Here is a 16,752-nt window from a genome sequence, read left to right on the forward strand (position 1 = left end):
CGCGGTCGATTTGATTTTACTTACCAGCATCGGAGAAATTCGCCGTGCTGGTTGTAAGCTAGAAGAAACGAACATCGGGGGATGTCGTGGCGATCGACAGAGGGGCACTGGACAAGCTGCGCGAGCTTGTCGGCGGCGAAGAAGCTGACCTTGTGGAGCTTGTGGGGTCCTTTCTCGAAGAGGGGCCATCCATCATGCAGGATATGTGGTCGTCGGGTCGGGCTTCAGACCTCGCCGCTGTCAGGCGGGCTGCCCACTCCCTGAAATCCAACGCGCGGGATATGGGCGCTGCCGAACTCAGCCAAATCTGCGCCCGGGTGGAGGCGCGGTCCGCCAGTGGCGAGCCAGCGGATATGACGGAAATCGACAATGCACAGCGCGCATTCGACGCCGCCGTCATGGAGCTTCGAACAATCTTCAATCTGGGAGAATAGCGTGAGCAGCCCTGGCAGGATTCTCATTGTCGACGACTCCCGTACCATAAGGATCAAGCTCAAGAAGTCGGTCGAGGCGCTCGGACACGAAGCCGAGGCGGCAGAGAGCGGCCGGGTGGCGCTCGATCTGCTCGCCACCGAGAATTTCGATCTCATCCTTCTCGACATCATGATGCCGGTGATGGACGGCTTCGAGGTGCTGAAGAGTCTCAAGGCATCGTCCAGGACGCGGGATGTTCCCGTTGTCGTGATTTCCGCGCTCGATGATGAGATGAGCACCGTCGTCAGGGCGATTGAACTAGGCGCCGAGGATTTCCTGCCTAAGGATTTTGAACTCGCGCTTCTCAAGGCGCGGGTTTCCACCTGCATCGAGAAGAAGAGACTGCGCGACGTCGAGAAAGAATATCTGCGGCAGGTGGCCAAGCTGACGAAGGCGGCCGCGACCTTGGAAAGCGGGAGGTTCAACCCTTCGAAGCTCGGCATCCGCGATGTGGCAGGCCGTCCGGATGGTCTGGGCAAGCTCGCCACGGTTTTCGCCGCGATGGCCCAGAAGGTCTATGAGCGCGAGCGAAAGATGCGGCAGAATATCCGCACATTTCGTGGCGCGTTACTGCTGTTGGCCTGCGGAGGACTATGGGGCCTTGTCGTGCCACTCTCGAAAATGGCTTCACTCGTCGAAGCCCATCCGATCGGGCTGGCGATCCTTATTGACGTCATTGGGGCGGTGTTCTGCGTCGGGATAAGCATGAAGCGCGGGACAATGCCGCGCCTGGCTGATCTTACGCACTCGGATTGGAAGTTCATCCTCATCTTTGCGTTTATCAGCTCGCTGGTCAATCAGGTGCTGGTCTATTGGCTGACGAGCAAGCTTCCCGCCTTCATCGTCTCGATCGTCATCGTCCTGGAGGGATTCGCCGTATTCCTGTTCGCCGCCTTGATGCGGACGGAAGCCCCCAACCTGAAGCGGTTTTTCGGACTTGGACTAGGCCTCGTCGGCATCTTCATCATACTTCTCTACGGAGAGCCGGCGGAAATGGCTACCAGCTGGTTGTGGCTTGCCATCGCACTCGTCATCCCGATCACTTACGCGACCGAGGATATTTACCTCTCAGAGTACAAGCCTAATGCCATCGATAGCGTAGCTCTGTTCGGCATCACCCTTGTTGCTTCGGTTTTGATGTTGATCCCGCTGGCAGCTTTCTATCGGGATTTCATACCGTTTGATCTGTTGACCGGGCGGCTTGGCGTCATCGTGGTTCTGATGGCCGCTGCCGGCAATTTGGCGATGTTGCTCTTCATGACCCTGATCTCCAGTACAGGCGCCGTGTTCGCAAGCCAGAACGCCTACGCGGTTACAGCGGCCGGCATAGGTTGGAGCATGCTCTTGCTGGCTGAGGCGATACCAGCGCTGACCTGGGTTTCACTCGCGCTGATCGTCGTTGGTCTTTTGATGGTCGAGCCCAAGCAGGAGGCTGAGGAAGAACCGCCACTGCTCGATGACGAGTTGGAGGAGTTCGCCCCGCGGCTTGATCTGGTGCCGTCGCCCACGGAATGAACAGACCAAGACAACGGCTACTCTGCGGCTGTTATAGCTTACATCGAAATTTAGCGCTTAATTACAATGGCTTAAAGAGATTTGGTAGCGGGAGAGCGCTACCGCCATTCCCCCCACTCATCGAGCTGCCAGTTCAAGCTTCGCTGCTGCGGCTGAGCGAAGCGAATCTATCTTAACTTGCGGCTTCCCGTTTCATCTTGCCGCGGCGCCGTATCTCTTCAGGGGTCGGCTGCTCAGCCGCTCGGGGCCGAAAACCCTGCGCGAGCCGCACGGCTGGCCAAGCTCGATCAGCAGGTTCGCTCGCATGCAAGCCTGGTGCGGCTGTATCTGTCTGTCTTCAGCCCACCCCTGCGTCCAATGTGACACCGGCGTGAGAGACGATTTATCGAGTCTGTGGTCGCCATTTCACCGGATCTGGAACCCATGCGCCAGCGGATCGCGATCGTCGACGAAAATCGTGTTGTGGCCGATGATCCGCGCCCAGCCGCTGACACTGGGCTTGATGCCCTTGAAGGGGCCGATGTCGGCCTCTGCCTCGACGCGGCCCTCGAACACTGTGCCGATCAAGCTTTCCTGGCGGAACGTGTCGCCGACCTTCAGTCGTCCCTTCCCGTAGAGTTGTGCCAGCCGAGCCGAAGTTCCGGTGCCCCCCGGCGAACGGTCGATGGCCTTGTCGCCGTAAAACACCGCTCCGCGGCCGTCGGCGTTGCTGCTTGAGGGCCTGTCGCACCAGATGGCGTGGTCCACGCCGCGTATCCTTTCGTCTTCGGAATGAACTGGATCGCAGACGGGTTCGAGCGCTTCGCGCAGACCGCGGCTGAGGTCCACGATGTCGCTTGCCGACATGCCGTCCAGGCCCGGCCATGACTCCTGCGGCTCGACGACGGCGTAGTAGTTGCCGCCATAGGCGATGTCGACGACGAGCCGGCCGAGATCGGGTACATCGACGGCGACGTCCGCGGCGTGAAGATAGCTGGCAACGTTGAACATCCGCACGGAGTCCACGAACTCGCCGGGCTTTTCGTATTCGATATCAACCCTGCCAGCCGGAGTTTCGATCGACAGCCTGCCGGGAATCCGAGGCGTTACCAGGCCTTCCTCGATTGCCGCCGTCACGAGGCCAATCGTGCCGGCGCCGCACATTGGCAGGCAGCCGCTGACTTCGATGAAGATCACGGCAAAGTCACAGTCCGCACGATAGGCAGGATAGATGATAGCGCCCGACATGATGTCGTGCCCGCGCGGCTCGAACATCAGTGCCTGCCGGATCCAGTCATGCTCGCGCACGAAGAGGTCGCGCCGCTCGGCGATGGGAATATGCGGCAGCAGGGGGCCACCTCCCGCGACCAGGCGCACCGGATTGCCGCAGGTGTGGGAGTCGATGCAGAAGAAACTGCGGCGCATGGGAATTCCTTTTGCGGTTCAGGCGAACTTTGCCGCGCCAGGCGCCTGGCTGCGCTGCAGCACGCCCCTGGAAACCCGGTCGAGGAGGATGGCGACGGCGACGATCGACAGGCCGGCCCTGAGGCCTAGGCCCATCTCCATCCGCGTCAATCCCCGCGTCACCTCGGCGCCAAGACCGCCTGCTCCGACGAGACCGGCCAGGACGACCATGGCCAGCGACAAGAGGATGCACTGGTTGAGACCGACCAGCAGTGTCGGCGTGGCCGAGGGGATTTCGATCTTGAACAGGATCGACCGCGGCGAGGCGCCGGTGGCCTGGCCAAGCTCCAGCAGGTCTTTCGGCACCTGGTTGAAGGCGAGCGTTGTCAGGCGCAACATCGGCGGGATGCCGTAGACGATCGTGGCGATGATCGCCGGAACGCGGCCTAGGCTGAAGATCATGACGGCGGGAATGAGATAGACCCATGGCGGCACCGTCTGCATGATGTCCAGCATGGGTCGGATCGCGGCCTCGAATTTGCGGTAGCGTGATGCCAGAACGCCAAGCGGGAAGGCGACCGCAACGGAAATGATCACCGCCACGGTCACCAGCGCCAGCGTCTGCATCGAGGCGGTCCAGAAACCTGCCAGCAGGCAGAAGGTGAGCGCAACGGCCGTCACCACCGAGACCCGGACGCTGACGAAGAACGCGGCGAGAAGGACTGCAACGACGATCGTGGCGTAGGGCGGCGGGTAGAGCAGGGCGGTTTCGATGGCGCCAAGCACCGCCTCGATCAGCTTGGTCACGGCATCGAAGAACGGATGGAAGTTCTTGTTCAACCAATCCACGGCAGGGGCGAGGTAAGCGCCGGGCGAAAACTGGAGCAGATCAGGATTCATCGTGCGTCTCCCTTGGCGCGGCGCGCCACACTCTGCGTAAGTCTGTCGAGCACCATGGTCAGGATGACGATTGCGATCGCGGCGTTGATCGACGTGGCGATGTCGAGCGTGCGCACCGCCGAATAGATCGTCTCTCCCAGGCCGCCAGACCCGACGATACCTGCAATGACGACCATGCCGAATGCCATCATCAGGCATTGGTTGATCCCGGCCATGATGCTTGGGATGGCGAAAGGGAGCCTGATCTTGGTAAACATCTGCCAGGGTGTCAGGCCGCTTGCCTGGCCAAGCTCTATGAATTCGTGCGGCGTCATCCTGATGCCAAGAGAGGTGAGCCGGATGGCGGGAGGCATCGCGACGATGAAGGTTGCGACGAGTGCTGTCGCAGCCCCGTAGCCGAGGAGCGCGATTGCCGGAAGGAGATAGATGTAGGGCGGCATGGTCTGGATCAGGTCGAGTATCGGCTCGAGAAAGCGGTCAAACGCCCCGACGAAACCAGCCACGATTCCAATGGGAATGCCGAAAAGAAGAGCGAGGATCGTGGCAGTGATCACCAGAGCCAATGTGCTCATGGTCTCGCTCCAAAGTCCCATGACAGCGCAAAAGATCATGGCAAGCCCCGCCAGGATGCCGGCGAAGGTGCTGATCAGGCGCCATCCAAGCAGGGCTGCGATGATCGCGATGACGTAAAACGGGGCGAGCTGAAGAAGCCAGAGCACGTCGCCATAGGTGCCTTCGAGCACGGCCCTGACAGAGTCAAACAGCCATTCGCCATTGTCGCTGATCCAGCTGAGAGCATTGTCCGTCCAGCTGTCAAAAATATCTGTGATGGTCGAGATGTCCATTTCGCTTCTCCCGAGCCTAAGCGGCGGTTGGCGTGCCCGCGACGCCTCGGAGCAAGCCACGAATGGTGACGACACCGATGACGGCTCCGTTCTCGACGACCGATATTGCGTCGCGATCGGACTGCATGGTGAGATCGATGAGCTCGGCGATATCGGCCTCTGGCGACGTTCGAAGAAGCGCGTTCACGTCGCAATGCGGCTCCGCCGCCTTGAATTCGGCAACCGGACGCATGACGGAATGGGCCTTTACAAAGTGGATCCTGGATATTCCGGCAACGAAATCTGAGACGTAGTCGTCGGCGGGCCTGGTTACGATCTCCTCCGCCGTGCCGACCTGGACGATGACACCGTCCTTCATGATGGCGATGCGGTCGCCGATGCGGATCGCCTCCTCGAGATCATGGGTGATGAAGACGGCCGACTTGCCCAGCGACTTCGTCAGCTGTCGAAACTCGTCCTGCAACTGGCGTCGGATCAGCGGATCGAGTGCGCTGAACGGCTCATCCATCAGGATGATCTCGGGATCTGCCGCCAGCGCCCGGGCGAGGCCGACGCGCTGTTGCATGCCGCCGGACAGTTCTCTCGGATAGCGCGAGGTCCAGTCGCCAAGCCCAACTTTTTCGAGTGCCGCGCGGGCAGTCCTGTTGCGTTCGTCTTTCGCAACACCTCGCACTTCGAGACCGAAGCCGGCGTTCCCGAGAACCGTCCGGTTGGGAAGAAGCGCCACGCTCTGGAACACCATGCCGATGTTGCAGGAACGCATATCGCGCAGCTCGGCCGGATTGAGCCTGGCGATCTCCTTTCCTTTCACCATGATCTTGCCGAGGCTTGGTTCGATCAGACGATTGAGAAGACGGACCAGCGTCGACTTGCCGCTCCCCGACAACCCCATGATGCAGAATATCTCGCCGCGGCGGACCTGCAAGCTGGCGTCGGAGACGCCCACCACGCAGTCGAAGTCTTGCAGCACCTGCGTCTTGGAGAGCCCACGTTCGGAGATGGCCTTGACGGCGGCCTGGGCGCGACTGCCGAAAATCTTCCACACCGACTGGCAGTCGACCAACACTTCGCTGGAGTCGTTCATCGCACTGTTCATCACGTTCCCCACGGGCCGGCTTGGCGGCGGCCTTCATGTTTCGTTGCTCCGGAACGGGCCGCCGATGTTGGCGGCCCGCCGTTTCGACGACTACTGGGTCTTGATGTTTTCCCAGCGTTTCAGGAGGTCGGCGTGGCTGTCGGTCCAGGCCTTGATGGCCTCGTCCATGGTCTTGCCCTCGTTGACGGCCGAGTTGATCGCCGTGATGTCGGCAAGCGGCACGTAGACGCTGGCGATCACTTCGCGTGCATGCGGATTGTCGGCTGAGAAGCCCTTCTTGCCGATCCAGTAATAGCTCTGCGGCGGTGGGAAGACTGCCTTCGGGTCCTTGAGGAACTTGACGTCATATTTCTGCATCATCCACGAGGGCTCCCAGATGGTGACGGCGATCCATTCCTTGCGGTCGACGGCCGACTTGAGCGCGGCGGTCATGGCAGCGGTGCTGCCCTCCACGAGCTGCAGTTTCAGGTCGTATGCCTTCACCGAGTTTGCCGTATCGCGCATGAGACCCGAACCAGGCTCGATACCGACGATCTTGCCGCCGAACTTGTCAGCGTCTTCATTCAGCTGGTCCATGGAGTCGATGGTCACGTATTTCGGGACCGCGACGCCCTGGAACAGGCCATGCGAAACCGGCGAGATCTTCTCCAGCTTCTTCTTGTTTTTGTCCCAGTAGTCCTGGGCGACGTAGTCAGTCTGCGAGGCAAGGATCTGGATGTCGCCCTTGGTAAGTGCAGCGTAGGCGATGCCCCACTCGGAAAAGTCCACCACCTTCACGGTGTAGCCGGAATCTTCGAGCACCTTCTTGGTGATGCCGGTGATGGGGGTGAGGTCCTCCCAGGACATCGTGCCCACGGTAATGGTCTTTTCCTCCGCCTGAGCGGACAGCATGGTCATACCGACCATCGCGGCAGCGCAGAGCGCTTTCCACAACGTCTTCATTTTACTCACTCCTTTGTTTTTCGTTCCCATTCTCATTTGAAGACTTCGCCCTCGGCTCGGTCTTCACATTGCGCGGCGAAGGTTATCCCTCGCGGCCGGCACGCAATTCCTGCAGTCGGATCACGGTATTGACGCCGAGCCATGCGAGCGGCTCCGGAGGGAGTCTCGCGGGCTCAGGCTGATCCGAAAATTTGTCGAGCATGTCCGAGCGGGTTCCGGTCGCCAGATCGGCGGCCATGACGCCCGCGAGCGTGCTTTTCACGGTCCCGAGGCCGTTCTCGCAGCACGCCGAGTAGAGGCCCTCTTCGATTTCGCCGAAGGCCGGCACATGGTTGCGGCTGAGGCAAAGCCGTCCGGCCCAGACGTGCTCGAACGGCACGTCCCTGAGGTCGGGAAACCGGGCTTCCAGGGACGTCCGCTGCTCGGCGGCGATCCCGGCCAGGCGTTTCTCGCCGACCTGGACGCTCCAGTCGTAGGTGAACCGGGTTCGGATCACGATCCGCGAGCTTCCTTTCGAGCTAATCTTCCTGACGGTCGCGCCCATCGGATCGGCCGGAAGCAACGCCCACCTGTCCTTGCCCGTCGATCTTTCGGTGAAGGGCGCGGTCATCGATGCGTAAGTGAAGATGTGCATCAAGCGGCCGCGGAAATGGCCGAAGTCCTCGATGTGGCCGTTGACGCCGAGGATGACTTTCGGCGCGGTGATGCTGCCTCGATGCGATATGGCCTTCCACGCCCCGCCGACACGCTCAAGTCTGAGCACCGGCGAGTGCTCGAATATGTCGACCTTTGATGACAGCCCGGCGGCAAAGCCGCGAATGTAGTCAGCGGGCTGGATCATCACCGAGCCTGGCGTGTAGAGACCTCCCAGATAGTAGGACGATCCGGTGATCTCCCGCATCTCGGCCGCATCCACAAAGCGGTGCTCCTCGCCGATGCTAGCGAGCGAGCGGCCATAGTTTGCGTTGAGTTTTATCCCGCGCTCCGTCGCGGCAGCATTGATCTTGCCCGACGGATCGAAGGTCCGCACCGACATGTCGTACTCGGCCGCAGCGGCGGCGGCGAAGGAGATCGCAAAACGGTTCTGGGCGATCTCCGTCTTTGTCGCGGCCTCGTCGGCGACGGAATACTCACCAGACGAGATATTGTGCGGGACGTCGATCATGTAGCCGGAGTTCCGGCCCGCGGTGCCCTTGGCGATCTCTCCCGCATCCAGAAGGACGATCCTGTCGCCAGGCCGCAGCTGAGACAGCCGCCGCGCCGCGGAGAGGCCGGCGAAGCCTGCACCGATGATCAGCCAGTCGGCCGACACGTTGCCGTCGAGCGTCCGGACGGGGAAGCAGCGTCTGCTCAGCGCCTCCCAGCCCGAGGTTCCGGATTCCGCCGGAAGCCGCTTGACGACGATTTCGTTCATCTGACGGTCTCGTCGACCGAACGATCCGAGACGTCGATCCAGACCGTCTTCAATTCGCAGTAGTTGTCATGCGCGAAGACCGACTTGTCGCGGCCGCCGAAGCCGGATTCTTTGTAGCCGCCGAACGGCGTCGTCGCGTCGCCTTCGCCAAAGCAGTTGACAGTGACGACGCCAGCCCGGATTTCGCGCGCAAGCTTGATCGCCTTGCGCAGGCTGCCAGTGTAGACGGACGCGGTCAGCCCGTAATTGGTGTCGTTGGCCAGAGCCACGGCTTCGGCAAGCGAAGTGAACGTCGTGACCGAAAGGATCGGACCAAAGATCTCCTCCTTGAACAGGCGGCTCGATGGCTTGACGCCGTCAACGACGGTCGGCTCGATGTAGATGCCTTTGTGCGTGGCGCCGCCATAGGCGACGGAGAGCTTTTCGGTCTTCACGTCGCCGAGGAAGGACTTTACCTTCTCGAAATGGCTCTTGCTGACGAGCGCGCCGATGCGGTTTTCCGGGTCGAGTGGGTCGCCGGTCTTCCACTCGCGCATGTAGGCGCCGATACGCTGCAGCAGCTCGTCCTTGATCCTGGCGTCGACGATCAGCCGCGACGTGGCCGAGCAGTTCTCGCCCATGTTCCAGAACGCGCCATTGACCACTTGTTCGGCGACCAGGTCGAGATCCTCGGCATCATCGAGAACCACTGCCGGGTTCTTGCCCCCGCATTCGAGGACGACGCGCTTGAGATTAGAGTCCGCTGCGTAGTGCAGGAAACGGCGACCTGTCGGCGTCGATCCGGTGAATGCCACCATGTCGACGTCCATGTGCATGCCGATCGGTTCGCCGACGTCCTTGCCGCCGCCCGGCACGACATTGAAGACGCCCGCCGGAATGCCTGCCTCATGCGCCAGCTCGGCGACGCGTAGTGTGGTCAGTGTCGTCTCCTGGGCCGGCTTCACGATCACCGAGCATCCGGCGGCAAGTGCCGGACCGATCTTCCAGGCCAGCATCAGCAGCGGGAAATTCCACGGCAGGACGCAGCCGACGACGCCGACCGGTTCGCGCACGACCATGGTCAGCGCGTTCGAACCCACGGGAGCGGTGTTGTCGTAGAGCTTGTCGATGAGTTCGGCATGCCAACGGATGGTGTGGATCGTATCCGGAACATCGACGGTCTGGCATTCGCGGACCGGCTTGCCGCTGTCGAGGCTCTCCATCACCGCAAGTTCGTGGCGGTTGCGCTCCAGCAGCTTTGCGAATTTGATGAGGACGGCCTTGCGCTCGCCAGGCGAGCGGAGATGCCAGCGGCCGTCGTCGAAAGCCTGCCTGGCCTTGGCCACGGCGAAATCAACATCGGCAGCATCGCACGCCGCGATCTCGGCAAGCGTCTCGCCCGTCGCTGGATTGGTCGTCTTGAATGTCTTGCCTGAATTCGCCGGACGGAACGCGCCGTCGATGAAGGCATTGGTCGGAAATTGAAGGCCTGCGGCAATCGCCTTGTATTCGGCGGCGGTCAAAGGTTCATGCATGGTTTGCTCCCGACGTGATCTGGGCGACCGTGCGCTTCAGGGTGGCGACGACAGTCTGCAGGGATCGCTTCTCTTCAGAATTGAGAGGGCGGAGGGGCGCGCGCACGCCGCCTGTCTTCAGGCCGACCAGCTCGCATCCATGCTTGATCGACTGGACGAACTTCCCGCATTCGAGAAAGTCCATCAGCGGCAGCATCGCCGTCATGATGGCGCGGCCCTTGTCGAAGTTCTTTTCGAGCACGCAGGCTTCGTAAAGCGCGACATGCTCGCGCGGGAGAAAATTGGATCCGGCACAGACCCAGCTCCTGGCGCCCCATGCAAAGAATTCGAGCGCCTGGTCGTCCCAGCCGCAGGAGAGCGCGATATGGGGGAATTTCCGCGCCAGCAAATGGAGGTTGCCCATCTCGCCGGAGCTCTCCTTGATGGCCACGACATTCCTGGATTTGCCGACACGGGAGAAATAGTCCTCCCTCATCGTCACCCCCATGCGGGCCGGGTAGTTGTAGAGCATGATCGGAAGGTTGGCCGCACGGTCGACGGTGAGCGCATGCACCGCATTCTCGCGCTCCGTCGGCAGAGCGTATGGCGGCGAGGAGACGAGGATCGCCTCGGCGCCGATCTCCTTTGCCGCCCTGGCGTATTCGACGGAGTCTTCGGTCCTGATGGCGCCCGTGCCGATGATGAGCGGAAGGCGGTTGCCGATCACCTCCTTGGCGTAGGCGCCGAGATCGAAGCGCTCCTGCGCGCTCTGGGCGTAATATTCGCCAGTCGATCCGCCAACGATGATGCCGTGTACTTTGGCTTCAATAAGGGACTCGAGAACATCCGCGAAAGCCGCGTTGTCGATCTGCCCATCCGGGCCGAGCGGCGTGACCGCCGGTGTGTAGATGCCTTCGAATTTCAAGTCATTCCTCCGTCCATGGAGTCGCCGTTTCGACGAATGCGCTTTCGGGGCGCACGAAGTCGTCTGCGAACTTCTCACGCGAGAATTCTCAGTGCCCGAACCCGTCGATCGCATTTGATGGTCTGGAAAATTGCACACGGTCCGGCGGGAGTCAATGAATTGTATTATCTGTGTACACATTTTTTATATTTTGCTAACACACCGCTGCCTCGCAGGGGCGAGCCTGGGGCCGGCGCTTGGTTCGGCCTGAAAATGGCGGCGACTATCTCACTGCCGGCAAAGTGCCCGGCGCGCGAGCAGAGCTGGATTCGCGGTCGGGGCGAGCCCACAGGACCAGAAGCAGCGAAAGCAGCAGTCCTCTCGCACGCGGCGCATTTCGAGCCCGTCCTGAACAGACAGGTGATGTCAGCAAGGTGTGATCCCGGCCCAGAGGTCGGGCGCTAATGCTGAAAGTTAAGGTCTCCGGATTTCTCCGGGCCGCTTACGGCGATGCGGTCAAGAACCGCCAACGAGAGCATCCGCCTTCAGTCCTTGGGGCGCGATAAACATCTCCATGTTTTCGCGCGACAGTTCCCAATGCTCGAACACAAGGTCGACAACAGCGTCCTCTTGGTGGGCGCCGATAGCAGCGATGAAGCCGTCATGGTGTTCGACTGCTATCTGAAGCCGCTTACGCATGTCATCGTTGCGCGGGCGGAAGAAGGTGTGACCGATCCGGGCGTGGTCTATCAGCAGTCTGCCGAGACTTGGCTGCAGGTAGGCATTGCCGGACATCTCGCCGATGATTTCGTGAAATCTGTTGTTCTCGAGGACCATCGAAAGCGCGTCGCTGGACGTACTTGCCTTGCGGAAACGCTCCTGCGTGTCCTTCAGATCCGAAAGCTGTGAGGGCTTGTAATTCTGGACGGCCAATCGGCCGATAGCAGCATAGATCATGGGCGCGACCAGGAAAAAATGTCGAAGGGTCGAATGGTTCATCGGGACAACGCGGGCGCCCCTGTTCGCGCGAATTTCGATGTATCCTTCGCCCTCCAATCTGCGGAAGATTTCCCTGACCGGGGTCCGTGACAGGCCGTAGCGCTCGCTCAGCGCCACTTCATCGAGATCCTCGTCAGGATCAAGTTCCATCGTCAGGATGCGGCGCTTCAGATCGTCGTAGAGGCTGCCCTTGCTGCTCTTCATTGCGCACCTTCGGAATGGTTCTGATAGTCAGTGACATCTAGTACGGCAGGAAGAATCGCATGCGTTGATAGGCGAGTCAACGGATTGTATTTTCTTGGTACACAATATATAGCCGGTCATCGATCGCTCACGAGAGGCAGACGAAACCACCCTTCTGCCGATCGAGAAACGCCCTAGTACAGCCAAGGAAAACGAATGGCCAAGAGGTTTGCGTTTCTCCTGGTTCGCGATTTCACCCTGTCGCCGCTCTCGCTGTTCATCGACACACTGCGACTGGCGGGCGACGAAGGTGATCGAAGCCGCAGGGTAGAATTTGACTGGCAGATCATTGGCGAACGCGGCCTGCCAATCAGGGCGAGCTGCGGCGTCGAATTGCTTCCGACGAAAGAGATCGGCAATCCGGAGGACTTTAACAATGTCGTCGTGGTCGGCGGCCTGCTCGACACCAACCGCGTCCTCAGTTCAGAGAAAGAGGCTTTCCTTGTGCGCGCCGCCGAGAAGGGAGTGCCTCTTACCGCGCTTTGCACGGGAAGCTTCGTGCTCGCCCGCTACGGCTTGCTGGATGGCTATAGCGCCGCCGTCAGCTGGTTCCACATCAAGGATTTTCGGGCTGAGTTTCCAGACGTGAACGCGCATGCCGATAGTCTGTTTTCCGTCGACCGAGGCCGCGCAACTTGTGCCGGAGGCACCGGCGCGGCCGACCTAGCCGGGCATTTCGTTTCGGAATCCATAGGCCGGAAAGCGGCCGAAAAAGCTGCCAAGATTCTTGTGCTTGATCGCATTCGAAACATCAAGGATGTGCAGCCGGTCGGAGACCTGTTTCCCGAAGCGTCGAGCCGCGCCGTGAAGCGGGCGCTGCTGTTGATGGAAAGCAATCTTCAGGAGAAAGTCTCGATCACCGAGATCGCAGGCCGATTGAATTGTTCGAGGCGACAGTTGGAGCGTCTTTTCGGGACTGAATTGGGCGTCAGTCCGATGGCGGCGTATCTCGCGCTGCGGGTGCATTATGCGAAGTCCCTACTGGAGGACAGCGACTTGCAGATAGGAGAAATCGCATACCGATGCGGTTTCGAAAATGCCGGGCATTTCAGCCGGGTGTTTCGTCAACAGACCGGTGCGACGCCTACTCACCTTAGGCATCAGACCCGATCCTCAGGCGGCTCTACCAATGCGTGACATGAGTTCGTGCCGGATTGAGCTGCGCCAACGTCCGATTTCTGCTCGAGACGTCCGAAACCCGACATGCCGCTTCCGGCCCCAAAGGCGACATCACAACATCTGCTCGGCGATGATCGCTTCTGGCGCATCTGCGACGTTCTTTGGCACCGTAAGGTAGCAGGCTCGGCCTTGAATCATTGAGGATTTTTCGGACAGGGCGCTACCATAGATCCGGGTTTTTGTTATATTTCAATAGCTTAAAGGTAGACTGGTAGCGGGAGAGGGACTTGAACCCCCGACCCCAGGATTATGATTCCCGTGCTCTAACCAACTGAGCTACCCCGCCAGGGCGGCGAAAGGCTCGAATCCACCTTAAATCGAAAGGCATTTCGAGGCGTTCGCCAAGGTCGCGCGGATATAAGGTTGGGAGGGCGAGCCTGTCAAGCATCGATGCGTCAGGCGCGCCGGCATATTGTCGCCCGAGAAAAGCTTTGCCGGCCAGACATCCCGATGCAGTCGGGATGGGGCTCTAGTCTTTGTTTGAGCATGGTCTTTTTCCGAAAACCGGTTCCCACTTTTCGGGACCACGCTCTTGTCGCCGGGGTTGAGTTCGGCGGGGCACGTCGCTATGTCTCGGCCAAGAAATCTAGAGTTTGAAGCTGATGAAGCCGCGCATTGCAGTCCTCGGTTGCGGATACTGGGGCAGCAACCACATCCGCACCCTCAAGGCGCTTGGCGCGCTGCATGCGGTTTCCGATGCCAATCGGGCGCGGGCCGAAGGTTTTGCCAGCGAGCAGGACTGCCTGGCGATCGAGCCGGATCAGCTGTTCGTGCGCGACGATATCGACGCCATCGTCATGGCGCTGCCGCCGCAATTCCATGCCGACCTTGCCGTGCGCGCCGTCAAGGCCGGCAAGGACGTGCTGGTGGAAAAGCCAATCGCGCTAACCGTGCCCGATGCCGAACGCGCAGTGCAGGCGGCCAAGGACAATGGCCGCGTCTTCATGGTCGGCCATGTCTTGCGCTTCCATCCAGCCTTCGAGACGCTCAAAGCGCTGATCGACAATGGCGAGCTCGGCGAAGTCCGCTACATCCATTCGCACCGGCTCGGCCTCGGCAAATTTCATACCGAGAACGACGCGCTGTGGGATCTTGCGCCGCATGATCTGTCGATGATCCTGGCCATTACCGGCACGGAGCCCATCGAAGTCAGGGGCGAGGGTGCTGCCTTGCTCGACAGTCTCAGCGACTTCGCGCACCTGCACATGCGCTTTCCCAACGGCCTGCGCAGCCACCTCTTCGCCTCGCGGCTCAATCCCTATCGCGAGCGGCGGCTGACCGTGGTTGGCACCAAGGCGATGGCGGTGTTCGACGATGTCGAGCCGTGGGAACGCAAGCTTGCCGTCTACCGCCATGCGGTGTGGCAGGACAGCGGCCAGTGGGCCTTCACCACCAACGAGCCGTCCTATGTCGCGGTCGGGCAGGGCATGCCGCTGACGCGCGAGCTGGAGCATTTCATCCATTGCATCGAGACGCGGGCCGAGCCCCGCACCAGCGGCGAGGAAGCCATCAGGGTGCTGCGCATCCTGACCGCGGGCACTGTCACACACACCAAATCCTGAGACCGTTTGGAAATTCTACTCCGGCGGCCAATTGTCTCCGAGAAAGTAGTGTTTACTCGGCGGGGATCTGTGCCGGCCTGGCGGCAAGCCGCGTCAGCATGGCCTCGGCCTCGGCGCCACGCTCGGAACGCTCGATGAAGCCGCCGCCGAAGACGCGGGCCTCGTTGCCGTCGTCGGAATAAAGCACGCAGGCCTGTCCGGGCGCGATGCCGGACTCGCCGTCGACCAGTTCCACAAAGGTGCTGCCGGCGCGGTGATGCAGTACGGCCGGGCGCGGCGGCCGCGTCGAGCGGACCTTGGCAAACAGCTCCATGCCGGCGGCCGGAATGTCTGACAGCGCGCGATCGCCCAGCCAGTTCATGTTGCGCAGGTAGATCTTGTGCGTCTCCAGCGCCTCGCGCGGGCCGACAATGACGCGGGCCCGGTCGGCGTCGAGATGGACGACGTAGAGCGGTTCGCCCGACGCAATGCCGATGCCGCGGCGCTGGCCGATCGTGTAGCGCAATATGCCATCATGGCGGCCAAGCACGCGGCCGTCGATATGGACGATGTCGCCCGGGTTGGCGGCAGCCGGCTTCAGCTTGGCGATGATATCGGAATACTTGCCCTGCGGCACGAAGCAGATGTCCTGGCTGTCCTGCTTGGCGGCGACGGTCAGCCCCATCTCTTCGGCAATAGCGCGCACCGCGGGCTTCGACAGGCCGCCGAGCGGAAAGCGCAGATAGTCGATCTGCGCCTGCGTGGTGGCAAACAGGAAGTAGCTCTGGTCGCGGTCCGCATCGACCGGCCGGAACAGCGCGCGGTGGGCGCCATTGGCGCCGGAGCGGATATAGTGGCCAGTGGCGAGCGCGTCGGCGCCAAGGTCCTTGGCGGTCGCCAGCAGATCGGCGAACTTCACCGTCTGATTGCAGGACACGCACGGGATCGGCGTCTCGCCGGCGACATAGCTCTCGGCGAACGGGTCGATGACCGCCTTGCGGAAGCGCTCTTCATAGTCGAGCACGTAATGCGGGATGCCCAGCGTCTCCGAAACGCGGCGGGCGTCGTCAATGTCCTGGCCGGCGCAGCACGAGCCGGCCCGGTGCGTTGCCGCGCCATGGTCGTAGAGCTGTAGCGTGACGCCGACGACATCATAGCCTTCGCGCTTCAAAAGGCCTGCGACGACGGACGAATCGACACCGCCCGACATGGCGACGACGACGCGGGTGTTTTGCGGGCTGGCGGGAAGGTCGAGGCTGTTCATGGTTCTTTCGTTCTGGGCGGCGCTTCAATGGCAGTGGCGCGAATATAGGTCAACCACATCAGCGGCGCCAGCTTTGCGGCAGCGCCGATTTTGCGGGAAAATTGCGCGCCCGCCGGCCGTTCACTCAAATGCCGACGAAAAGACTAACGCGGCGTTCATGATCCTTACCTAGTCATTAGGGTTCGCTTAGGCAATTTTTAAAGCTGTGGCGGTAATGTGGTGGGGATTGGGTCTTTGAGTTTTTTGTAGAGAGTACGATGACCGATCTTGTTAGACCGCGAGTCAAATATGTTATCGGGCCTGACGGCAGCCCTCTTACGATTGCCGATCTGCCGCCGACGAATACACGTCGCTGGGTTATCCGGCGCAAGGCGGAAGTGGTTGCGGCGGTGCGCGGCGGGCTTTTGAGCCTCGACGAGGCATGCCAGCGCTACAAGCTGACCACCGAGGAATTCCTGTCCTGGCAAGCGTCGATCGACGAATACGGGCTTGCCGGGTTGCGCACGACGCGCATCCAGCAATACCGGCACTAGAGCCAGGATCTCAACAAGAAAAGGGCG

At 61.0% G+C, this 16,752-nt stretch carries 15 protein-coding genes and 1 tRNA gene; 5 read left to right on the plus strand and 11 right to left on the minus strand.

Annotated features, from left to right (window positions below; translation table 11 throughout):
• The first annotated feature begins 86 nt into the window (after nucleotides 1–86).
• Nucleotides 87–434, plus strand: a complete 348-nt coding sequence (locus tag AC04SG_RS09885; protein WP_488550876.1) for an Hpt domain-containing protein — start codon at nucleotides 87–89, stop codon at nucleotides 432–434.
• Nucleotide 435: 1 nt separating this feature from the next.
• The gene (locus AC04SG_RS09890; RefSeq protein WP_488550877.1) at nucleotides 436–1,989 is read left to right on the plus strand and encodes a response regulator; all 1,554 of its coding nucleotides are present in this window, start codon (nucleotides 436–438) and stop codon (nucleotides 1,987–1,989) included.
• 405 nt (nucleotides 1,990–2,394) lie between these two features.
• Here the strand turns inward: AC04SG_RS09890 and AC04SG_RS09895 are convergent, their stop codons facing one another.
• From AC04SG_RS09895 to AC04SG_RS09935, 9 genes are all read right to left on the minus strand, one after another.
• Nucleotides 2,395–3,393 carry a 4-hydroxyproline epimerase gene (locus AC04SG_RS09895; protein WP_488550878.1) on the minus strand — a complete coding sequence of 333 codons (999 nt, stop codon included), beginning with the start codon at nucleotides 3,391–3,393 and terminating at the stop codon, nucleotides 2,395–2,397.
• Between the two features lie 18 nt (nucleotides 3,394–3,411).
• Nucleotides 3,412–4,272, minus strand: a complete 861-nt coding sequence (locus tag AC04SG_RS09900) for an ABC transporter permease (RefSeq protein ID WP_488550879.1) — start codon at nucleotides 4,270–4,272, stop codon at nucleotides 3,412–3,414.
• Nucleotides 4,269–5,117, minus strand: coding sequence for an ABC transporter permease (locus tag AC04SG_RS09905; RefSeq protein WP_488550880.1), 849 nt, complete (start codon nucleotides 5,115–5,117; stop codon nucleotides 4,269–4,271). Before AC04SG_RS09905 ends, AC04SG_RS09900 begins: the two co-directional genes overlap by 4 nt.
• 16 nt (nucleotides 5,118–5,133) lie before the next feature.
• Complete coding sequence (locus AC04SG_RS09910) at nucleotides 5,134–6,201, minus strand: quaternary amine ABC transporter ATP-binding protein (protein ID WP_488550881.1); 1,068 nt, start codon at nucleotides 6,199–6,201, stop codon at nucleotides 5,134–5,136.
• A 102-nt stretch (nucleotides 6,202–6,303) separates the two neighbouring features.
• Nucleotides 6,304–7,155 carry a glycine betaine ABC transporter substrate-binding protein gene (locus tag AC04SG_RS09915; RefSeq protein WP_488550882.1) on the minus strand — a complete coding sequence of 284 codons (852 nt, stop codon included), beginning with the start codon at nucleotides 7,153–7,155 and terminating at the stop codon, nucleotides 6,304–6,306.
• An 82-nt stretch (nucleotides 7,156–7,237) separates the two neighbouring features.
• Nucleotides 7,238–8,569: an NAD(P)/FAD-dependent oxidoreductase gene (locus AC04SG_RS09920; RefSeq protein WP_488550883.1), complete on the minus strand. Its 1,332-nt coding sequence runs from the start codon at nucleotides 8,567–8,569 to the stop codon at nucleotides 7,238–7,240.
• Nucleotides 8,566–10,083: an aldehyde dehydrogenase gene (locus AC04SG_RS09925; protein ID WP_488550884.1), complete on the minus strand. Its 1,518-nt coding sequence runs from the start codon at nucleotides 10,081–10,083 to the stop codon at nucleotides 8,566–8,568. Before AC04SG_RS09925 ends, AC04SG_RS09920 begins: the two co-directional genes overlap by 4 nt.
• Complete coding sequence (locus AC04SG_RS09930; protein WP_488550885.1) at nucleotides 10,076–10,987, minus strand: dihydrodipicolinate synthase family protein; 912 nt, start codon at nucleotides 10,985–10,987, stop codon at nucleotides 10,076–10,078. The genes AC04SG_RS09925 and AC04SG_RS09930 overlap by 8 nt, the downstream gene beginning before the upstream one ends.
• Before the next feature lie 495 nt (nucleotides 10,988–11,482).
• Nucleotides 11,483–12,169, minus strand: a complete 687-nt coding sequence (locus AC04SG_RS09935; protein WP_488550886.1) for a GntR family transcriptional regulator — start codon at nucleotides 12,167–12,169, stop codon at nucleotides 11,483–11,485.
• Between the two features lie 195 nt (nucleotides 12,170–12,364).
• Here AC04SG_RS09935 and AC04SG_RS09940 point away from each other — a divergent pair, with 195 nt between their 5' ends.
• On the plus strand, nucleotides 12,365–13,345 hold the full coding sequence (locus AC04SG_RS09940; protein WP_488550887.1) for a GlxA family transcriptional regulator: 981 nt from the start codon (nucleotides 12,365–12,367) through the stop codon (nucleotides 13,343–13,345).
• Between the two features lie 251 nt (nucleotides 13,346–13,596).
• Here the strand turns inward: AC04SG_RS09940 and AC04SG_RS09945 are convergent.
• Nucleotides 13,597–13,673 (minus strand) — tRNA-Met (locus AC04SG_RS09945).
• Between the two features lie 316 nt (nucleotides 13,674–13,989).
• Here AC04SG_RS09945 and AC04SG_RS09950 point away from each other — a divergent pair.
• The gene (locus AC04SG_RS09950) at nucleotides 13,990–14,949 is read left to right on the plus strand and encodes a Gfo/Idh/MocA family protein (RefSeq protein ID WP_488550888.1); all 960 of its coding nucleotides are present in this window, start codon (nucleotides 13,990–13,992) and stop codon (nucleotides 14,947–14,949) included.
• A gap of 52 nt (nucleotides 14,950–15,001) precedes the next feature.
• On the opposite strand, the gene mnmA is transcribed toward AC04SG_RS09950, so the two are convergent.
• The gene (gene mnmA, locus AC04SG_RS09955) at nucleotides 15,002–16,192 is read right to left on the minus strand and encodes a tRNA 2-thiouridine(34) synthase MnmA (protein WP_488550889.1); all 1,191 of its coding nucleotides are present in this window, start codon (nucleotides 16,190–16,192) and stop codon (nucleotides 15,002–15,004) included.
• 257 nt (nucleotides 16,193–16,449) lie between these two features.
• Here mnmA and sciP point away from each other — a divergent pair, with 257 nt between their 5' ends.
• The gene (sciP, locus tag AC04SG_RS09960; RefSeq protein WP_013529904.1) at nucleotides 16,450–16,725 is read left to right on the plus strand and encodes a CtrA inhibitor SciP; all 276 of its coding nucleotides are present in this window, start codon (nucleotides 16,450–16,452) and stop codon (nucleotides 16,723–16,725) included.
• The last annotated feature ends 27 nt before the right edge of the window (nucleotides 16,726–16,752 follow it).

It is taken from the genome of Mesorhizobium sp. CNPSo 4684, assembly GCF_057784315.1.

Excerpts from the sequence above, each read along its gene's own strand:
- AC04SG_RS09895 (WP_488550878.1), bottom strand. The coding sequence starts at position 3,393 with ATGCGCCGCAGTTTCTTCTGCATCGACTCCCACACCTGCGGCAATCCG.
- AC04SG_RS09900 (WP_488550879.1), bottom strand. The coding sequence starts at position 4,272 with ATGAATCCTGATCTGCTCCAGTTTTCGCCCGGCGCTTACCTCGCCCCT.
- AC04SG_RS09905 (WP_488550880.1), bottom strand. The coding sequence starts at position 5,117 with ATGGACATCTCGACCATCACAGATATTTTTGACAGCTGGACGGACAAT.
- AC04SG_RS09910 (WP_488550881.1), bottom strand. The coding sequence starts at position 6,201 with ATGAACGACTCCAGCGAAGTGTTGGTCGACTGCCAGTCGGTGTGGAAG.
- AC04SG_RS09915 (WP_488550882.1), bottom strand. The coding sequence starts at position 7,155 with ATGAAGACGTTGTGGAAAGCGCTCTGCGCTGCCGCGATGGTCGGTATG.
- AC04SG_RS09920 (WP_488550883.1), bottom strand. The coding sequence starts at position 8,569 with ATGAACGAAATCGTCGTCAAGCGGCTTCCGGCGGAATCCGGAACCTCG.
- AC04SG_RS09925 (WP_488550884.1), bottom strand. The coding sequence starts at position 10,083 with ATGCATGAACCTTTGACCGCCGCCGAATACAAGGCGATTGCCGCAGGC.
- AC04SG_RS09935 (WP_488550886.1), bottom strand. The coding sequence starts at position 12,169 with ATGAAGAGCAGCAAGGGCAGCCTCTACGACGATCTGAAGCGCCGCATC.
- AC04SG_RS09940 (WP_488550887.1), top strand. The coding sequence starts at position 12,365 with ATGGCCAAGAGGTTTGCGTTTCTCCTGGTTCGCGATTTCACCCTGTCG.
- AC04SG_RS09950 (WP_488550888.1), top strand. The coding sequence starts at position 13,990 with ATGAAGCCGCGCATTGCAGTCCTCGGTTGCGGATACTGGGGCAGCAAC.
- mnmA (WP_488550889.1), bottom strand. The coding sequence starts at position 16,192 with ATGAACAGCCTCGACCTTCCCGCCAGCCCGCAAAACACCCGCGTCGTC.
- sciP (WP_013529904.1), top strand. The coding sequence starts at position 16,450 with ATGACCGATCTTGTTAGACCGCGAGTCAAATATGTTATCGGGCCTGAC.